Annotated in this window: 14 protein-coding genes and 1 pseudogene; 11 read left to right on the top strand and 4 right to left on the bottom strand. The window is 38.7% G+C overall.

The genetic code is table 11. The features are described from left to right. Position 1 precedes the first annotated feature (1 nt). Entirely contained in the window at positions 2-559 is a 558-nt protein-coding gene (locus J536_RS09240; protein ID WP_032062737.1) for a TetR/AcrR family transcriptional regulator, read from the top strand. 217 nt (positions 560-776) lie between these two features. Continuing rightward, positions 777-1,420: pseudogene (locus J536_RS0104280) on the top strand (glutathione S-transferase family protein). A gap of 163 nt (positions 1,421-1,583) precedes the next feature. Here the strand turns inward: J536_RS0104280 and pobR are convergent. Beyond that, the gene (pobR, locus tag J536_RS09235; protein WP_032053593.1) at positions 1,584-2,399 is read right to left on the bottom strand and encodes an IclR family transcriptional regulator PobR; all 816 of its coding nucleotides are present in this window, start codon (positions 2,397-2,399) and stop codon (positions 1,584-1,586) included. 141 nt (positions 2,400-2,540) lie between these two features. Here pobR and pobA point away from each other — a divergent pair, with 141 nt between their 5' ends. After that, on the top strand, positions 2,541-3,755 hold the full coding sequence (pobA, locus tag J536_RS09230; protein WP_000353525.1) for a 4-hydroxybenzoate 3-monooxygenase: 1,215 nt from the start codon (positions 2,541-2,543) through the stop codon (positions 3,753-3,755). A 148-nt stretch (positions 3,756-3,903) separates the two neighbouring features. Here pobA and alr read toward each other — a convergent pair whose 3' ends face one another. Beyond that, a complete protein-coding gene (gene alr, locus J536_RS09225) occupies positions 3,904-5,196 on the bottom strand; it encodes an alanine racemase (protein WP_032062735.1) in 1,293 nt (430 codons plus the stop codon). Between the two features lie 1,240 nt (positions 5,197-6,436). On the opposite strand from alr, the gene J536_RS09220 reads away from it, so the two are divergent. The 7 genes from J536_RS09220 (at position 6,437) to phnX (ending at position 14,539) form a co-directional block, all read left to right on the top strand. Beyond that, the gene (locus tag J536_RS09220) at positions 6,437-7,159 is read left to right on the top strand and encodes a UTRA domain-containing protein (protein WP_032062734.1); all 723 of its coding nucleotides are present in this window, start codon (positions 6,437-6,439) and stop codon (positions 7,157-7,159) included. 91 nt (positions 7,160-7,250) lie between these two features. Beyond that, complete coding sequence (locus J536_RS09215; protein ID WP_032062733.1) at positions 7,251-8,288, top strand: putative 2-aminoethylphosphonate ABC transporter substrate-binding protein; 1,038 nt, start codon at positions 7,251-7,253, stop codon at positions 8,286-8,288. A 22-nt stretch (positions 8,289-8,310) separates the two neighbouring features. Then, positions 8,311-9,513: an ABC transporter ATP-binding protein gene (locus J536_RS09210; RefSeq protein WP_032062731.1), complete on the top strand. Its 1,203-nt coding sequence runs from the start codon at positions 8,311-8,313 to the stop codon at positions 9,511-9,513. After that, a complete protein-coding gene (locus J536_RS09205; protein WP_032062729.1) occupies positions 9,507-11,216 on the top strand; it encodes a putative 2-aminoethylphosphonate ABC transporter permease subunit in 1,710 nt (569 codons plus the stop codon). The genes J536_RS09210 and J536_RS09205 overlap by 7 nt, the downstream gene beginning before the upstream one ends. Before the next feature lie 102 nt (positions 11,217-11,318). Next, complete coding sequence (locus J536_RS09200) at positions 11,319-12,473, top strand: TIGR03364 family FAD-dependent oxidoreductase (RefSeq protein WP_032009990.1); 1,155 nt, start codon at positions 11,319-11,321, stop codon at positions 12,471-12,473. A gap of 26 nt (positions 12,474-12,499) precedes the next feature. Then, on the top strand, positions 12,500-13,687 hold the full coding sequence (gene phnW / locus J536_RS09195) for a 2-aminoethylphosphonate--pyruvate transaminase (protein WP_032062728.1): 1,188 nt from the start codon (positions 12,500-12,502) through the stop codon (positions 13,685-13,687). 36 nt (positions 13,688-13,723) lie between these two features. Further along, positions 13,724-14,539: a phosphonoacetaldehyde hydrolase gene (gene phnX, locus J536_RS09190; protein ID WP_032062727.1), complete on the top strand. Its 816-nt coding sequence runs from the start codon at positions 13,724-13,726 to the stop codon at positions 14,537-14,539. 215 nt (positions 14,540-14,754) lie between these two features. Here phnX and J536_RS09185 read toward each other — a convergent pair whose 3' ends face one another. Together J536_RS09185 and J536_RS09180 are read right to left on the bottom strand one after the other, a co-directional pair. Next, a complete protein-coding gene (locus J536_RS09185; RefSeq protein WP_032062726.1) occupies positions 14,755-16,005 on the bottom strand; it encodes an MFS transporter in 1,251 nt (416 codons plus the stop codon). Positions 16,006-16,065: 60 nt separating this feature from the next. After that, positions 16,066-17,217, bottom strand: a complete 1,152-nt coding sequence (locus J536_RS09180) for an acyl-CoA dehydrogenase family protein (RefSeq protein ID WP_032062724.1) — start codon at positions 17,215-17,217, stop codon at positions 16,066-16,068. A gap of 331 nt (positions 17,218-17,548) precedes the next feature. Between J536_RS09180 and J536_RS09175 the strand changes: the two genes are divergently transcribed. Continuing rightward, positions 17,549-18,766 carry a CaiB/BaiF CoA transferase family protein gene (locus tag J536_RS09175; RefSeq protein ID WP_002114451.1) on the top strand — a complete coding sequence of 406 codons (1,218 nt, stop codon included), beginning with the start codon at positions 17,549-17,551 and terminating at the stop codon, positions 18,764-18,766. The last annotated feature ends 43 nt before the right edge of the window (positions 18,767-18,809 follow it).

Below are 18,809 nucleotides of genomic sequence, written 5' to 3'. Positions count from 1 at the left end.
TATGCCAAATTTAGTTCTCTCAACACGTGCGATCCAAATTATTAATACATCGATTCATTTGTTTCATCATCACGGATTTCATACCGTGGGCATCGACCGAATCGTGAAAGAGTCTCACACTCCAAAAGCAACTTTTTATAACTATTTTCACTCTAAAGAGCGATTTATTGAAATCTGTTTGATCGTGCAAAAAGAACGTTTAAAAGAAAAAGTGGTCTCAATTGTTGAGTACGCCCAAGACACAAGCGCGGCTGATAAACTCAAACAGCTTTATTTCTTACATACCCATGTAGAGGGAATGTACTACCTCTTATTTAAAGCCATGTTTGAAACGAAACTGAGCTATCCAAAAGCCTATATCACCGCAGTGAGATATCGCACATGGCTGCTGAATGAAATCTATAGCCAGCTTATAAAACTCAAAACCGATGCGACTTTTCAAGATGCCAAACTATTTTTATATATGATTGAAGGCGCAATTATTCAGCTTTTAAGTTCAGATGGGGTAATCGCTCGGGAAAAGATGTTGGATTGTTTTTTGTGCAGTTTAGGTAGGTGATGTAATTTGATGCCGCAGAATGCGCTAGACAATCGATAAAATTAAAAGCCAGTTTGTCACTATATCTACGGATGTGGTTTTATACTTTTAAGACATTTACTTTATTGCTTGATCAGACAAATGCGTGGCTGATAACAAAAAATATTAGACCGGTCGTCTATGAAGCTATATAGTTAGGCCTTACTTTGTTGACCTTCTAGTTTAAAAGAGAAAATTAATGTCTATTATTCTTCATCATTTAAATGCTTCACGCTCATTTCGCATTCTGTGGTTACTTGAAGAAATTAATCAACCTTATGAATTAAAAGTTATTTTCGAGATAAAACTACAAATCTTGCACCTCAAGAATTAAAAAACATTCATCCTTTAGGAAAATCACCTGTGATTGAGCTTAATGGAAAAGTAATTGCTGAATCAGGTGCCATTGTAGAAATTTTGATTGAAAAGTTTGCTCCTCAACTGATGCCCGCGAAAGATTCAGACAGTTATCTTGATTATTTACAATGGGTTCATTTTTCAGAAAGTTCGGCTATGGTTCCATATTTATTAAATATTTTTAATTCAATTGAGTTAAAAAATGGCACTCAATTAAAGTTCTTAGATCAATATGCGCAGACTGAGTTGGATAAAGTATTTTCATATTTAGATCAACAGTTAGTAGGCAAAAAATTCTTAGTAGGCGATTACTTAACGGGTGCCGATTTTATGATTGGTTTCGTAGTCTATGGTCTAATTAATTCTTTAAATATTCGTTCAAAATATCTCCATATTGAACAATATGTAAAAGGTCTAGAAAACCTAGAAAGCTGGAAAAAAGCCATGTCTATTGAACAAAATCTTCATCAACATACCAATGCCTAAAATTGCTGTAAGTCATTTTTCCAATATTGTTTAGCTGATCAATTGGCTCGTATTCATTCTTTCACGAGTTCTGCTAAACCAGCGAGTTAAAGACCCTGTTGTTTTAAAATTATGATTTGAAACTCTTGTACCTCTAATTGATGACAAGAGTTTCTAAGACGATTTAAATCACATTTCTAAGTTCATTTGCCGTGTTACGCAGCAATGGCAAAATTTGCTGAACCAAATAATCTTCTTGTACACGGTTGGTTTGCGACATGCAGTTAAGCGCTGCCACTGCTTGACCTTGTGCATTAAATACAGGCACAGCAATCGCAATCACGCCAAGTTCATGTTCCTCTTTAGAAAGACAATAATCCGATAACGAAATGCCCTTAAGCACTTCAAAAAACTTTGACTCATCTACAATGGTAAAAGGCGTTAAGCGTTTTAAACCGTAATTTTTTACCCACGTATGTTGGGCTTCTTCAGGTAGTGCTGCCAGCAATACTTTACCTGTAGACGTGGCGTGGGCAGGGAGACGGTTTCCTAAATGCATGCCATAAGGGCTAACACGTAAATTATCTTGCTGCGGTAAATAACTACGCGCAATCGGCACCACTTCATTATCGTCTAACACCACAATTGAGAAAGTCAGCGACGTCTGCGCGCACAAAAGATTTAAAAATGATTGAGCAACTTTAGGCAGATGGGCAGAGCTTAGATAAGAACTCGAAAAGCGCAGCACGCGATGAGTGAGCCAAAAGTAATGTTCATCGGTTTCTAAATAGCCTAAGTATTTTAAAGTTTTTAGGTAACGCCTTGCCGCTGTACGACTAATACCGGTTCGCTCAGCCACTTGAGTGACATTAAGCCGCTGGCGATCTGTTCCAAAAGCTTCCAATAAAGCCAAGCCTTTTGCTAATCCTGCAATGTAGTCTTCTTGACGAATTTTCTCATGCGAGTTTGGGTGCTCTAAAAAAGCATCGAGAGAAGGCATCCTTTCATTCCTGTTATTTTGGTTGTTTCTGTCCGCTATTCGGACAAACTAAATGATAAACGGTTATTTTCGTCTTGAATACATAGTGAACAAAACTTAAAGCCAGTAATTTAAAAGTCAGGATGAAACAAGGATGAAGTTATGGATATTTTAAAGACACAGGTTGCAATTATTGGTTCTGGACCAGCAGGGTTATTGCTTGGGCAACTTCTATATAAAGCTGGAATTGATCATATTATTGTTGAGCAACGTAGTGCTGAATATGTGGCTTCACGGATTCGTGCAGGAATTTTAGAGCAAGTTTCGGTCGATTTACTTAAACAAGCAGGCGTTGACCAAAACTTAAAAGAAAAAGGATTATCACATTCGGGCATCGAAATCTTAACCAATGGTGAGTTACATCGAGTTGATTTAGCCGCACTCACGGGTGGAAAACAAGTGACTGTATATGGTCAGACCGAAGTCACCAAAGATTTAATGGCTGCGCGTGAAGCAGCACAGCTCACTTCATTTTATGAAGCTCACAATGTACAAGTGAAAGATTTCTACACTGCACCAAAAGTTGAGTTTGAGTACCAAGGTAAAGCCTTTCAAATTCAATGTGACTTTATTGCTGGTTGTGATGGCTATCATGGTGTCTGCCGTGCCAGCGTGCCTCAAGATAAAATTAAGACCTTTGAAAAAGTTTATCCGTTTGGCTGGTTAGGGGTGTTGGCCGATGTTCCACCTGTAGCTGATGAACTCATTTATGTACAGTCAGAACGTGGATTTGCTTTATGTAGTATGCGCTCAGAAACACGTAGCCGTTATTATTTACAAGTCCCTTTAACAGATCACGTCGAAGACTGGTCGGATGAAAAGTTCTGGGATGAGTTAAAAAACCGCCTAGACCCTGAAAGCCGTGAAAAGTTAGTGACAGGACCTTCTATTGAAAAAAGTATCGCGCCGTTACGTAGCTTTGTGACCGAGCCAATGCGTTTCGGAAAACTATTTTTAGCAGGTGATGCTGCGCATATTGTTCCACCGACTGGAGCAAAAGGCTTAAATCTCGCTGCATCTGATATTGCTTATTTATCAAGCGCACTGATTGAATATTATGCCGAAGGTTCGGAACAAGGGATAAATGAATACTCTGATAAATGCCTACAACGTGTATGGAAAGCGGAGCGTTTTTCTTGGTGGATGACTCATTTATTGCATCGTTTTGAAACCGAAAGTGAGTTTGATCATAAGATTAAACAAGCCGAGTTAAGTTATGTGCTTGGATCGATTGCAGGTAAAACCACATTGGCCGAAAACTATGTCGGTTTGCCTTATGAGATTAAGCAAATTGATAGTTTCAAGCACGCAAGCTAAAGACTAAGTAAAAATAAAAAGGGCATGCAAATGTCCTTTTTTTTATATAAAAACTGGATGGAATGAGATCGGTTAAAAGATGTGATTCGGCTAAAAGTAGCCCCAATACTTTTTAGAATATAGGGCTACCTATCAATTCACCTAAAGTTTAGTTGGCGTTTGCCGTAACTTTATTATTGGTTAATATCACTTGTTGCTGAGATTGAACGGGTTTAATCACTTGTGGGTTAGAGTTACTCCACGGGATATAGGCTTCTGTCAAAATATGGCCTGTAAGGCTGGTTAAATCACTCGTTTTAACTTCTGCATTGCCTTGACGACCAAATAATACAACTTCATCACCTGCTTTGGCCTCTGGAATATCTGTTACATCAACCATAACAGTATTCATTGATACTCGACCAACCACTGGCGCTTTTTGTCCATTGATTAATACAAAAGCTTTATTACTAAAACTACGACGGTAGCCATCCGAATAACCTACAGGGAGGTTTGCGAGTTTAGAGTCACGTTTTAAAGTATAGGTTTGGTCATAACCCACAGTTGAATCTTTAAGATAATTATTCACTGCGGCAATTTGTGTTTTAAATGCCATCATACCTTTAAATTCAGGGTGATTAGGAAAATCACCATATATAATTGCACCTGCACGAACCATATCTAAATGTGATTCAGGAACGTTTACGGTAGCAAATGAATTAGCGGTATGTAATGTTAATTCTTTACGATTCAGTTTGGCTTTTTTAATCAACCATGCGGTTTGTTCATTAAATTGCGCCAGACGCTCACGAACAAATTTTTCATCTTCTACAGCATAGTGGGTCATAATGCCGTCAATTTTAAGATGGGGAAGTTTGGTGATCGCAACAGCTTGTTCTTTGCCTAGAGCCGTAGCCATTTCAAGACCATTACGGTCCATACCGCCTGAATTTAAAGCCAAGCTGTAATGAACAGTTGTATTGTTCGCTTCTGCCCATTTAGACATACGGGCAGCTTGGTCATAATTACCTAAAAGCTCTTCAATATTTAACGCCTGTGCATTGATAATTTCACTATCTGTGGCGGTACGTAAACGTGTAATTTTGCCTTTATAGCCATGCTTACGCACCATAGCCGCCTCAGCATTACTGGTAATGCCAATACAAGATACGTTTAACTTCATAACACTTGGCATAAGTAGATCAATACTATGGCCGTATGCGTTGGCTTTCATGACTATACAAAGTTGTGTTTTGCCATTAAGTAACTGGTTTGTCCTTTTAATATTATCTTCAAAAGCTTGAGTATCAATTTCTATCCATGCATTTGCTGTAGGAGCAGGGCTTACTTCATTCGTAACATGGGGAGTAAGTAAGGGAGCTGCATGAGCAAATTGCACCGAACCGAATAATATTAATGCACAGCTATAAGCGAGATGAGAAAATTTTGTTTTAAGTTTCATGAGTTTTTTAATCGTTCCTGGCTGAATATAATTTAACGCTGGGTGGATTCTTATGGTTAAGTACAGAAATATAATTGATTTAAAATGTCACACGATTTGGTTGTAATAATACTTTCTCCTTAAAATATTATGGTCGCTATTAAGTGAAATTTAATTTTGCTTAAACTAAATTGAAAAATACAAATCTGATTTCAATTAATCTTAATTAAATCTAAATATACATTCATAAAAAAACAAGAAGAAAAATTATTATAATTTTTTGAATGTTATTTTTTTAATCTATTTGTTGGGGTTGTTTTTAATAAAATTTTTTGAAATATAACATTTGGTAAATAATTAACTTTATTATTAAAAAAGATTTTTTTATTTTATTAAATATATTTGATTGTATTTTTTATCAGTTGGTAAAATATAAAAAAGTTGGGGAATAAATATCCTTAATTTTATTCAATAGAATACAAAAAATTAAAATAACTATATTTTTCATTTGGTTATTTGTTTTTGTTAAAGCTGTTTAGAAGTTATGGATTATTTTTAGTCAATTTTTAAGCATCTAATGTCATATTTAATAGTTTTTAATAAGTTAATTTAAATTTTATAAATAAAACATTAATTAGATTGAATGAATAATTTGGTGTTATTTAACCACAAGTGTTTAGTCTTGGTTTTGTGCAATAAATAGACTGGTATATCTTATATTCTTTTTTTAATTCGATTTATTGTTTAAGATTTTAGTTAAATTAAAATTTTATGTTTGTTTTGAAGTTGAGTAATTTTCTTAATATTTTAGTTTTTATTAAATGAATAATTTTGTATTAAGACTTTATAAATATAAGATGATGAGTATGTTTTTTTTATTGCTCAGAATAGTTTGGCTTTTTCTTGATCATATTATTCTAATTCTACAAGAGTGTAATATAGGAGGGCTGATATTGATTTTTAGTGCAAACCATCAATTCCTGTGTAAAAGTCCGTACAGAAATATGAATTTTTATCTTAAAAAGTGTCTAATTAAATATGATGTAATGGCTATGCCATGCCGATTTTCTTGATGAACAAATGAGCTAAGGAAGGTTTTTCGAAGCCATGGGTACACCCACCATTTTTTATGAAAAAATGAATTGGAAAAAAGCGGGGAATAGAACGCATTTTGCTTAAAAGATCAGCATTAATAAAAGCTTTTGTCACATTTTTTCAGTATATTGCTATTAATTTCTTTATTTATAAATTCTAAGTTTGTATGGAACAGGACCAAGCTCGCATACCTAAATATATTCCTATCCGCGATGCAATTGCCCACGATATTGAATCTGGCGTATTAGAAGCCCACGCAAAACTCCCATCAGAAAGAGTGCTTTCTGAACAATTCCAAACTACTCGCGTGGCTGCGCGTGAAGCTTTGCTGGCTTTGGAAACTGATGGCTTGATTTATCGACTAGACCGCCGTGGTTGGTATGTTCGTTCTCCTCGTATTATTTATCACCCGCAATCTACAAAAAACTTTAATCAGTTTGTGATTGAACAAGGCTATGAACCTTCGACAGAAGTGATTTCGAGTGAACTGACTCAGGCCACTTCTTGGGATGCCAAGCATTTAAAAGTTGAAAAAGGGCATCCGATTTATTCGGTTTGGCGACGTCGTTGTATTAATGGACGACCTGTTTTGGTTGAGCATTTACGGGTAAATGCCGAGCTTTTTCCCGAGTTTTTAACTCATGATCTCAAGCAATCGATTACTTTACTAATGGCAAATCAATATGATTGCCATATCACCAGAGCTGACATTAACCTCTATCCAACAGCTTTATCCGACCAACAGGCTAAAGCATTGCATGTAAATACGGGCGCGCTGGGTTTATATATTTGCCGTAGCAATAGAAATGAAGAGGGCGTGATTACCGATGTTGACCAAGAATATTGGCTACATGATGTTTTAGATTTACATTTCGAAGCGCGAGCATAAAAATACAATCTGGTTTAAACCAGATTAATTAAACTGTCATATAAAGCTGTTGAAATACGATCATCAAATAATTGCATTCGATGGTTTGCAGATGAAACAGTATGTTCAACAGACAATTAAACTCGGGACTGCATCAGTTTTAGGTGTGGTCGTCGCTATTCAAATGGGATGTTCATCAGCAACATCAAAACAATCAGAAGAAATTACAGTCTATACGGCAGTGGAAGCCGATCAGCTTAAACAGTATCAAGAAGAATTACACAAAGCCTATCCAGAGCTAAAAGTAAAATGGGTACGTGATTCAACAGGGGTGATTACCGCTAAACTTTTGGCAGAGCAGAAAAACCCACAAGCGGATGTAGTTTTTGGTGTTGCTTTAACCAGTTTGTTGGTCATGGAAAAGAAAGACATGCTTGAGCCTTTTAAACCAGAAGGTATTCAAAATTTAAAACCAGAATTTGTAAGTCAAAAACCTGTACCGACTTGGACGGGTATGGATGCATGGGAATCTGCAATTTGTGTCAATAAAGTCGAATTAGAAAAGCGTAAGTTACCAATTCCAAAAACTTGGAAAGATTTAACCAACCCGATTTATAAGAACCTGATTGTGATGCCAAATCCAGCTTCGAGTGGCACAGGCTATTTAGATGTCACGGCTTGGATGCAAATTTGGGGCGAAAAGCAGGCATGGGTCTATATGCAGGCTTTAGATAAAAACATTTCGCAATATCCTCATTCGGGTTCAAAACCTTGCAAGATGGCTGCACAGGGCGAAATCCCAATTGGAATTTCCTTCGGTTATCCAGCCTTTAAATTAAAAGCAGAGGGTGCACCTTTAGAAGTGGTTTATCCAACTGAAGGTTTAGGTTGGGAAATGGAAGCCTCAGCAGTTGTGAAAGGAACCAAGAAATTAAGTAGCGCACAAAAATTTATAAATTGGTCGGTAAGCAAAGCGGCAAATGAAGCCTATGCCCATAACTTTTCAATGGTGGCCTACAAAGGCATTGAAAATACCACTATGGACTTCCCGAAAAACCTTCCCCAAATGCTCGTAAAAAATGATTTTTATTGGGCGGCCGAGCAGCGTGAACGTATTTTGGCTGAATGGTCAAAGCGTTTTGAAAAGTGATCTTTTGGATAAGGGCCTTATTATGCAAATACCTTCGTCATTGCAGTCATCGCTGCTAGGTCAAAACCAAAAGGGCGAGTTAGCAGGGCATTTATTGTCGACATTAACGACCTATAAATATCCTGAACATGGCCCTTCGGTTTTAGAAGTGGTGGATATTCAAAAAAAGTTCCAACACTTTCAGGCCCTAACGCATATTAATTTAGACCTGAAAGCTGGCGAGTTCGTGAGCTTTTTGGGACCTTCAGGGTGTGGTAAAACCACATTGCTACGCATAATTGCGGGTCTAGAAAAACCTGATTATGGAAAAGTCATAAAAAAAGGCACAGACATTACGTTGTTGAGTGCTGAAAAGCGTCACTGTGGCATTGTGTTTCAGAACTATGCGTTATTTCCAAACTTAAACGTTGAAGAAAATATTGCTTTCGGCTTAGATAAAAGAAAGTGGGATAAGGTACAGCGTAGCCAACGGGTTCAACAGTTATTGGAACTAATTGAACTACCCGATATTGCTAAAAAATATCCAAATCAATTATCAGGCGGTCAGCAGCAACGTGTTGCGCTTGCTCGTGCAATTGCACCGAATCCAGATATTTTACTGCTGGATGAACCCTTGTCTGCACTCGATGCTCAGGTACGTCTAAACCTAAGACAAAAGATCCGTTCGATTCAATCGCAGCTTAATTTGCCAACCATTATGGTCACACATGATCAAGAAGAAGCATTAAGCATTTCTGACCGTGTGGTAGTGATGAATCATGGCGTCATTGAGCAAATTGATACGCCGCACAATATTTACTACAAGCCACAAACTCAATTCGTTGCCAAGTTTATTGGCACCATGAATTTTTTAAAAGCCACTTGTGCTGTACCGAATCAGCTCGAGGTTCTAGGTTTTATTCCTCTAAATTTGGAGCAACAAAAACTTAAAGCAGGGGAAAATTACAGCATTGGTTTTAGACCCGAAGCTGTCGAGTTGGTTGATGATTTTGGCAGTGATAAAGAGTCTTTGTATTTGCCAGTTAAAGTATTAAGCACTGAATTTTTAGGCGCCAAACGCCGTTTGTTTTGCACTATTCATATCGATGGAATTGAGCAGGCAAAACACCTCTTGCAAATTGAAATTGAAAATACCAAGTTCAAGTCCTTGCAAGAACTCATGTTTATAAAAGTACCTAATCAGCTCATTCATGTCTTTGACGAACAAGGGTATGCACTATGTTAAATGAAGCTGCTTCAGCGGTTTTAAAAACACAGCCGCGTCGAAAAACTGAATATTCATTAAGATCAAATACTGCTTTAGCTATGGTCGCAATCGCTTTGACTTTAGCGATTATTGCTCCTTTAATGATGCTGTTTGAAACCGCATTTTTTGATGAAAATCAGAGTTTTGTTGGTCTTGAAAATTTTTATAATTATTTTGCAAGCCCAGCTTTACTCAGCTCTATATTTAACTCAGTGTGGGTTGCTTGTGCTGCTACTGTCATTACAGTATTTCTTGCCAGTATTTATGCTTTTGCACTCACCAATGTAAATATAAAAGGCAAAGGCTTCTTTAAAGTGGTCGCTTTTTTACCTATTTTAGCGCCGTCACTTTTGCCTTCTTTGGCATTGGTTTATTTATTTGGTAAGCAAGGTGTGTTTAAACCTTTGCTGGGCGATATACAAATTTATGGTCCAATCGGTATTTTAATCAGTTACTGCTTTTGGCTATTTCCAGCAATTTTGATGTTGATGATGGTGTCTTTTCGCAGTGTCGATCAGCGTTTAATTGAGGCATCTTTGTCACTGGGTAAAAATATCTGGAAGACGCATTACCATGTCACACTACCTGCAATTCGTTATGGACTCATCAGCGCAAGTCTAGTGGCTTTTATTTATGTGCTGACCGATTTTGGTATTCCGAAAGTTATTGGTGGTTCATTTAACATGATGGCGCTTGATGTCTATAAGCAGATTATTGGTCAGCAAAACATGAGTATGGGTGCGGTGATTTCCATCTTGTTATTGCTACCAGCAGTGTTTGTATTCTTTTTTGATCGAATACAAAGCAAACGCCATGCACGATTTCAAGCCTTTCAGGCTAAACCTTATGTTTCAGTATCGAATAAAAAACTTGAAGTTGTTCTAAGCATATTTTGTGGTTTGGTTTCAGCTGCGATTTTACTGATTATCTTTACGGCAGTGCTGGCTTCATTCATTCAATCTTGGCCTTATGATTTGTCTTTGACCCTAGCACATTATAGTTTTGAATATGTCGATGGTGGCGGTTGGGCAGCGTACTTTAACTCGGTTCGCATGGCACTCTTTAGTACGGTTTTGGGAACAGCACTGATTTTTATGGTGGCACTATTAACCGAACGTTTTAAGGCACACCCACTGATTAAAAATTATGTGCAAGCTTTGGTTTTATTACCTCTTGCTGTGCCGGGGCTGGTTCTAGGTATTGCCTACATTTTGTTTTTTAACCAGCAGAGTAATCCGTTAAATGTGCTGTATGGAACCATGACCATTTTGGTGATTTCAACCATTGTGCATTATTACACCGTGCCACATCTGACTTTAAGCAATGCCATTAAACAAATTCCTTTACAGCTCGATCAGGCGGCGGAAACTCTGGGAACATCGAAGTGGAAAACCTTTTGGAAAGTCTATTTGCCAATGTGTTTTCCTGCGCTATGCGATGTATCGGTCTATGTTTTTGTGAATGCCATGACCACTGTGTCGGCTGCGATTTTCCTCTATTCACCAGACACCAGTTTAGCTGCGGTAGCTGTTTTAAATATGGATGATGCAGGAGATACCGTTGCTGCTGTTGCTATGAGCATTTTGATTTTAACCACCTCATGTGTTGTAAAACTCATTCACTGGTTATTTACTCGAAAAATTATGGCAAGAAGTCAGCAATGGCGCGAAAGCTCTCATTAAGTTTTAGCTAAACACAATTTTTATTTAACCGACTGAAATGAAAATGCTTTGTTCAACAAGGCAAGGGTTTATTCATCCTAAATTTCGCAAATTGGAAGTCTTATGAATAACGCACAGTTTGATTTAATTGTTGTCGGAGCTGGTATTTTAGGTCTATCCGCTGCCATACAAGCGCAAGAAAAAGGCTTAAAAGTTTGTATCTTCGAGAAAAATGCCAAGCCTGTGGGGGCAACTCGTCGTAATTTTGGCATGGTCGGAACTTCGACATTAACCCATCCAGAGCAACAGTGGCGAAAGTACGCGCTTGAAACGCGTTCTTTTTATCAGCGTATTCAAGCTGAAACCGATATTTCCTTTGCTCAACGCCAAGGTGTCTATCTGGCAAACACTGCACTTGAATGGCAGGTTTTAAATGAGTTTGCCGAGCGTGCAAGTAACTATCAAATACCTGTGCATTTACAGAGTCATGATGAGCTGATCACCCAATTTTCTTATTTAAATCCTTCGCAGCAGTTTCAAGGCGGCTTGGTTTTTGAAGAAGATTATTCGGTCGAACCGCATGTGGTTGGGCAGCGACTATTGGCATATGCCGAAAGAAAAGGCGTAAAGATTTATACCAATGCTTGTGTCGTTCAAACCCAATATCAACATGAAATTTGTCAGGTTCGTTTGGCAAGTGGCGAGGCATATCGGGCAAATAAAGTTTTGATCTGCCACGGTGAAATCATCGATGTTTTATATCCAGATCTCTTACAAAGTTTAAATCTGAAACGTTGCGGCTTACAAATGGCCCTGACTCAACAGTTTCACCAAAAATTAAATGCTTCTCTTTATTCAGGCTTATCCATTTCACGTTATCCAGCTTTTGAAATTTGCCCAAGTCATGCAGAGCTAGTTAAAGCGTCACAACAAGGCTTCATTAAAGAATTCGGTATTCATATTCTGATTAAACAAAACGAATTTGGTGAACTGATCGTGGGCGATAGTCACGAATACCATCCGATTAATGAAGCGCCTCAGTTCGAGCAGCGTGAAGAGATTAATGAGTTTATTCAAACGTACTGCCGCCAAAAACTAGGGCTGACTTTACCTCCAATTCAAAAACGTTGGAATGGTTATTACCTGACTCATGAACATGAGTTGGCCTGTGTCACTGAAGCCGAAAAAAATATCTTTCTGGTGAGTGCGATTGCGGGTAAGGGCATGACTACAGGGGCTGGCTTTATGAAAGAAATATTAGAACAAAATATTTACTAGTTTGTAATCTGGTTTAAACCAGATTGGTGTATATTGAAATGAACGCGAAAGAAATGAGTAACATTATGAACATGCAACCCCAACTCGATATGGATTTAGAGAACAAGTATTTGCTTCTTACTCCAGGACCATTATCAACATCGGCAACAGTACGCCGTGCTATGCAAAAAGACTGGTGTACTTGGGACCAAGAATACAACTCGCTGGTACAAGATATTCGTAATCGACTGGTCAACTTGGCAACCAGCGAACCTGAAAAATATACGGCTGTGTTAATGCAAGGCAGTGGAAGTTTTGCTGTGGAGTCTGTGCTTGGTTCAGCTATTCCACGTGATGGCAAAATCTTGATCATTAATAATGGCGCATATGGTGGACGTATGGTGCAAATGGCACGTTGCCTAAATATTGAAGTTGTAGAACTGAACTATTTAGAAACCCAAACACCAGATTTACAAGAGATTGAGCGCGTTTTAGAAGATAAAACCATTAGCCATGTTGCTTGTGTGCATTGTGAAACCACCACAGGTATTTTAAATCCAATTCAAGAGATAGGCCGTTTAGTTAAAGCAGCAGGAAAAATCTGGATTGTGGATGCCATGAGTTCATTCGGTGGTGTGCCTATGGATATTGCTGAGCTTGAAATTGATTTTCTAATTTCAAGTGCAAATAAATGTATTCAAGGTGTTCCGGGCTTTGGTTTTATTTTGGCAAAGCGTGATTGCCTAGAAGCATGTAAAGGTTTAGCTCGTTCGGTAAGTCTCGATTTGTATGACCAGTGGAATACAATGGAGCAGTATAACGGTAAATGGCGTTTTACCTCGCCAACCCATGTGGTACGTGCTTTTTATCAAGCTTTACTTGAGCTTGAGGCAGAAGGCGGAGTTGCTGCACGTTATCAACGTTATTTACAAAACCAACAAACCTTATCGCAAGGTATGCGACAACTGGGCTTTGAATTGGTACTCGGTGAAGAGTGCCCACAATCACCCATCATTACCACTTTTCTTTACCCAACAGCCAAGTCTTTTAGCTTTCAGTCATTCTATGAAACGCTAAAAAAATCAGGCTATGTGATTTATCCGGGCAAAGTCACTGACCTTAACTGCTTCCGTATTGGCAATATTGGCGAAGTTTATATTCAAGACATTGAAGGGCTTCTTGCTGCGATTGCCAGCTACTGCGAAAGCCATCTAAATCAAGCTGTAACAGCATAACTTTTATTAAAACATTTGAATTAAAGGGAATACACCATGACGACCAACAATACACAAATTCAGGCTGTAGTTTTTGACTGGGCTGGCACAACTGTAGATTTTGGTTCACGCGCACCGATTTTGGCTTTTATGGCTTTATTTAAAGACAATAAAATTGAAATTACGGTTGAAGAAGCTCGAGCGCCAATGGGTTTAGAAAAACGTGACCATATTGCTGCCGTTTTAAAAATGCCGCGTGTGGCAGCTGTATGGCAGGAAGTCTATGGGAAGCCTGCAACAGAAGCAGATATTGATCGTTTATATAAAGACTTTATTCCTTATCAGTTAAACTCTATTCCGAAATGTTCTGCTTTAATTCCGGGTGCATTAGAAACGTTTGAGAATATTAAAAAGCGTGGTGCAAAAATCGGCAGTAACACGGGTTATGCATCCATGATGATTGGTCGTTTGGTCAAAGATGCTGCCGATCAGGGTTATCGACCGGACTGTATCGTTACGGCAAGTGACGTGAAATTTGGCCGACCATATCCTGAAATGCTATGGAAAAACTTAATTCAACTCGATGTATCTGATATCAAAACTGTTGTAAAAGTAGATGATACCGTGGTGGGTATTGATGAAGGTTTAAATGCCGGATGCTGGACAGTCGGGCTTGCGATTAGTGGTAACGAAGTCGGTTTAAGCTATGAAGAGTGGAGTGCATTATCGGCCGATGAACAGATTATTCTAAAAGATAAGGCATACCAAAAAATGAATGCGTCGGGTGCTCACTATGTGATTGATAGTGTGGCTGACTTACCAAATGTACTCGATGATATTGAACGCCGTTTGGGGCAGGGTGAACGACCTTAAACAAATGTTTAGGTCAATATATTTTTAAGCTTAGCTCCCTTGGGAGCTAAGCTTACCTAAAAAATTAAAATGAAGAGTAATAAACTCTACATATGTGGAAATAAGGAATAACTTTGAGGAGTCAATTCCTTATTTCCGGCTAACGATTTAAAACACATGTTTCGATCGTTAGCACCATCAATCAGATAGGCATATGACCTATGTGATTGATCTTTTTATGACTTTTGAGGGTCATATAATTTTTCTTTAATAAATAGGGCTGGTATCACGCCACAAATCAGGTAGGCAGCACCCATCACGACAAAACCTAACCCAATTGAGCCGCCAGAGGCTAAGAAACCAATCGTTGCAGGGGCTAATGCAGCACCTAAACGTCCGACGTTATAAGCACCACCAATGGCTGTACCGCGGATTGCTGTTGCAAAGCTTTCGGTCATATAGGTTGCATTTACGCCATATGGGATGCCGTAGAGGAAACCAAAGGTCACTAGTAAATATAGAATGTTGCTTGGTGAGTTATAGAAAACAATGAGAGGTAGGAAAATAGCAGTACCAATTGCACCGAATGCATAGGTGAAGCGACGTCCTAATTTATCAGCCATCATGCCCGCAAGAACTTTACCTAAAATCATGGCGGTATATGTACCTACCATATAGGCAGTCATTTCTTTAAACTTCATACCCAGTTCGCTTTCAAGGTATGAAGGCATCCAGTTATTTACGCCATAGTAACCAAACTGTAAAAAGCCAGCGGTTAACGCCCACAAGATAAACATATTGCGGTTTCGTTTATCTTGGAAAACAAGCTTAAATGCTGAAGTTTTCGATGAGTTTTGAGCCAAAACAGGTTGTTGAAGTCGTGACTGTTGCCATGCTTCTGGTTCTGGTACAAGAATATGCATGAGAACAGCAATAATGACTGGAATAATCGCAACATAAAACAGCATGCGCCAGCCATAATCAGGAATAATCCAACCTGCAAGCAAAGTCGCAACAATATAGCCAACCGTCCAGCCAGCTTGTAGGGTACCCAGTACTGTGGTGCGGTAACGGGTTGGGACATATTCGGCCATGAGGGTATTACAGGCAATATAAAGTGAACCCAAACCCAGTGATGCAAAAAATCTTAAAATACCAAACTGAAGAAAGCTTTGGGTGAAACCTAAGCCACAGGTGAGGAGCGAGAAAGTTAAAATAGAAATAACCACAATGCGCACACGACCAAATTTATCGCACGCCCATCCCCCAAAAATTCCACCAACAGCCATGCCTGCCAATGTGAAACTGCCAAGCATACCTGCTTGTACTGAACTTAATCCAAAATCTGCCTTAATACTATTTAAGCTATAAGACAGCATCATCAAATCTGCACCATCTACCAACAGTGCTAGAAAAGCAAAAATAAAAGCTATTTTCCACGTATGAGGCTGTATACGAGAAAGACCTTCTTTGTAATTTGTAGCCATAATCCATTACCTACATTTGATAAAAAGCACTTCAAGTCGTTTTAAAGTGCTTAAATTTGATTAAGACGCAGCGCGAATCATGTTTCGGGCAATAATCATTTGTTGAATTTGAGTGGTCCCTTCATAGAGACGGAACAAACGAACATCTCGATAAAAACGTTCAATGGCGTATTCACTGATGTAACCCGCACCGCCATGAATTTGTACGCAGCGATCAGCAACGCGGCCACACATTTCGGTTGCAAACATTTTTGCGCATGAGGCTTCGGTGCTAACGTTTTGACCTGCATCGCGTAGGCGTGCAGCGTCTAAGACCATACATTTAGCTGCATAAATTTCAGCTTTTGAGTCAGCAAGCATGACTTGAATGAGTTGGAATTCGGCAATCGGTTGTCCAAATTGCTTGCGTTCGATCGCGTAATTTAAAGAATCATCTAACATTCTTGTTGCTGCGCCGACACTCAAAGCCGCAATATGCAAACGGCCTTTATCGAGTACTTTCATAGCAGTTTTAAAACCAACACCTTCAACACCACCAATGAGTGCCGAAGCAGGAATACGACAATTTTCAAAAATCACATCACAGGTATGTGCGCCTTTTTGCCCCATTTTTTTATCGCGTTTGCCAAGAAAAATGCCCGGAGTTTGGCTATCGACAATAAAAGCAGAAATGCCACCAGCGCCTTTAATATCAGGGTTTGTACGTGCCATGACTGTAAATACACCAGCGTGCGGAGCATTGGTAATAAAGCGTTTAGTACCATTTAAAATGTAAAAGTCACCGTCTTTTACAGCGGTGGTTTTTAAAGAGGCAGCATCAGAACCTGCATCTGGTTCGGTTAAGCAAAAAGAACTGATCACTTCACCACGTGCTAAACGTGGCAAGAAAAATAATTTTTGTGCTTCGGTCCCATCAATAATCAGGCCACTTGAGCCAATGCCATTATTGGTTCCAATGAGAGAGCGAAAAGCAGGAGAGGTACGACCTAATTCAAAAGCGACATAGACCTCTTCTTCCATTGTTAGGCCAAGACCTTCGTATTCTTCTGGAATAGTTAAACCAAATAAACCGAGAGCTTTCATTTGCTCAACGATATCTTGAGGAATTTCATCCGTTTCAGCGACTTCATTCTCATGAGGAATTAATACACCTTCAACAAATTGTCGAATCATATCAATAAGTTGATTTAAGGTTTCCTGATCTCGAATCATAGTCTCATCCTTTTACTACATGCAGAAAACATCAATGTGATGTTCGTAAAATCACCAATATTTGAAGCGATAGTAATCAAAGGATGAACGCAAAACAATATATTTTGAAAATTAATTTCGCAATGCGATACTTTGTTATTGATTTATGTTTGGCTAATTTGTTGATTTATTTAAGCTATATTTTCTTATGAAAAATCATTATTTTTAGTAGAAAATTAAAGTTTGATTTTTAAAAAGAGCTGTGTATATTAAAAATATATATCGCTATGCGAAATTTTAAATAGATAAGTTTTCCTATAGGAAATGAGTCACAAAATATAGTGGGATGAAGATGGGTGCTTTAAATGGAATTCGGGTGCTTGACTTAAGTCGGGTGTTGGCTGGGCCTTGGTGTGGACAGATTCTTGCCGATTTAGGTGCAGAAGTCATCAAGATTGAACGACCAAAAGTCGGTGACGATACCCGTTCTTGGGGGCCGCCTTGGATGAAAGATGACTCAGGCCAAGACACTCAAGAAGCTGCATATTATCAGTCTACCAACCGCAATAAACTATCTGTTGCTATCGACATTGCTAGCTCTGATGGACAAGAATTGATTAAAGCTCTTATTCAAGACACCGATGTTGTGATTGAAAACTACAAAGCGGGTTCTTTGAAAAAATACGGTTTAGACTACGAGTCTTTATCTGCGATTAACCCTAAACTGGTGTATTGCTCGATTACAGGTTTTGGTCAAACTGGGCCAAGAGCAGAGGAACCCGGTTATGACTTTATTATTCAGGGCATGGGCGGGCTCATGTCGGTCACAGGTGAGCGTGATGATTTGCCTGGTGGTGGACCACAAAAAGTAGGCGTTGCATTTTCTGACTTAGCCACGGGACTTTATTCTACGATTGCCATACAGGCTGCTTTACTCAACCGCCATGTGACAGGTTTAGGCCAATACATTGATATGGCTTTGCTTGATGTTCAAATTGCCACAATGGCAAATCAGGGAATGAACTATCTTTCATCGGGTAATATCCCTAAGCGTTATGGCAACGCACACGCCAATATTGTGCCTTATCAAGTGTTCAAAGCTTCTGACCGTGATTTTATTATTGCATGTGGAAATGACACTCAGTTTATTCAACTCTGTCGTAGTATTGGTTTACCCGATTTACCAAATGATGCACGTTTTGCCCGAAATGCAGACCGAATCAAGCATCGTGATGAAATTATCGGAATTTTACAAACTCACTTTTTAACAAAAACAGCAGATGAATGGGTAGATGCAATTTATGCCGCTAAAGTTCCTGTCGGTGTGATTAATAACTTGGAACAAGCTTTTCAAGAGCCGCAAGTGATTGCCCGAGAAATGTTAGTCGAGATGAACCATCCTCAACGTGAAAAATTGAAGGTAATTGGGTCACCAATCAAACTTTCTAGAACACCCGTTGAATACAAAACAGCACCGCCACTGCTGGGAGAACATACGCAGGCTGTTTTGGGAAGAGTGGTTTCTTCAGAAAAACTCGCTGAGCTCAAAGAAAAAGGTGTAATTGGGTAGGTGGCTTAAAAGCGGAAGGTTAAAATTATATTTAAAATCAGAA

The organism is Acinetobacter sp. 809848 (assembly GCF_000581275.1).
Lineage (GTDB): Bacteria > Pseudomonadota > Gammaproteobacteria > Pseudomonadales > Moraxellaceae > Acinetobacter > Acinetobacter pittii.
This window is presented reverse-complemented; position numbering and strand designations above follow the sequence as displayed.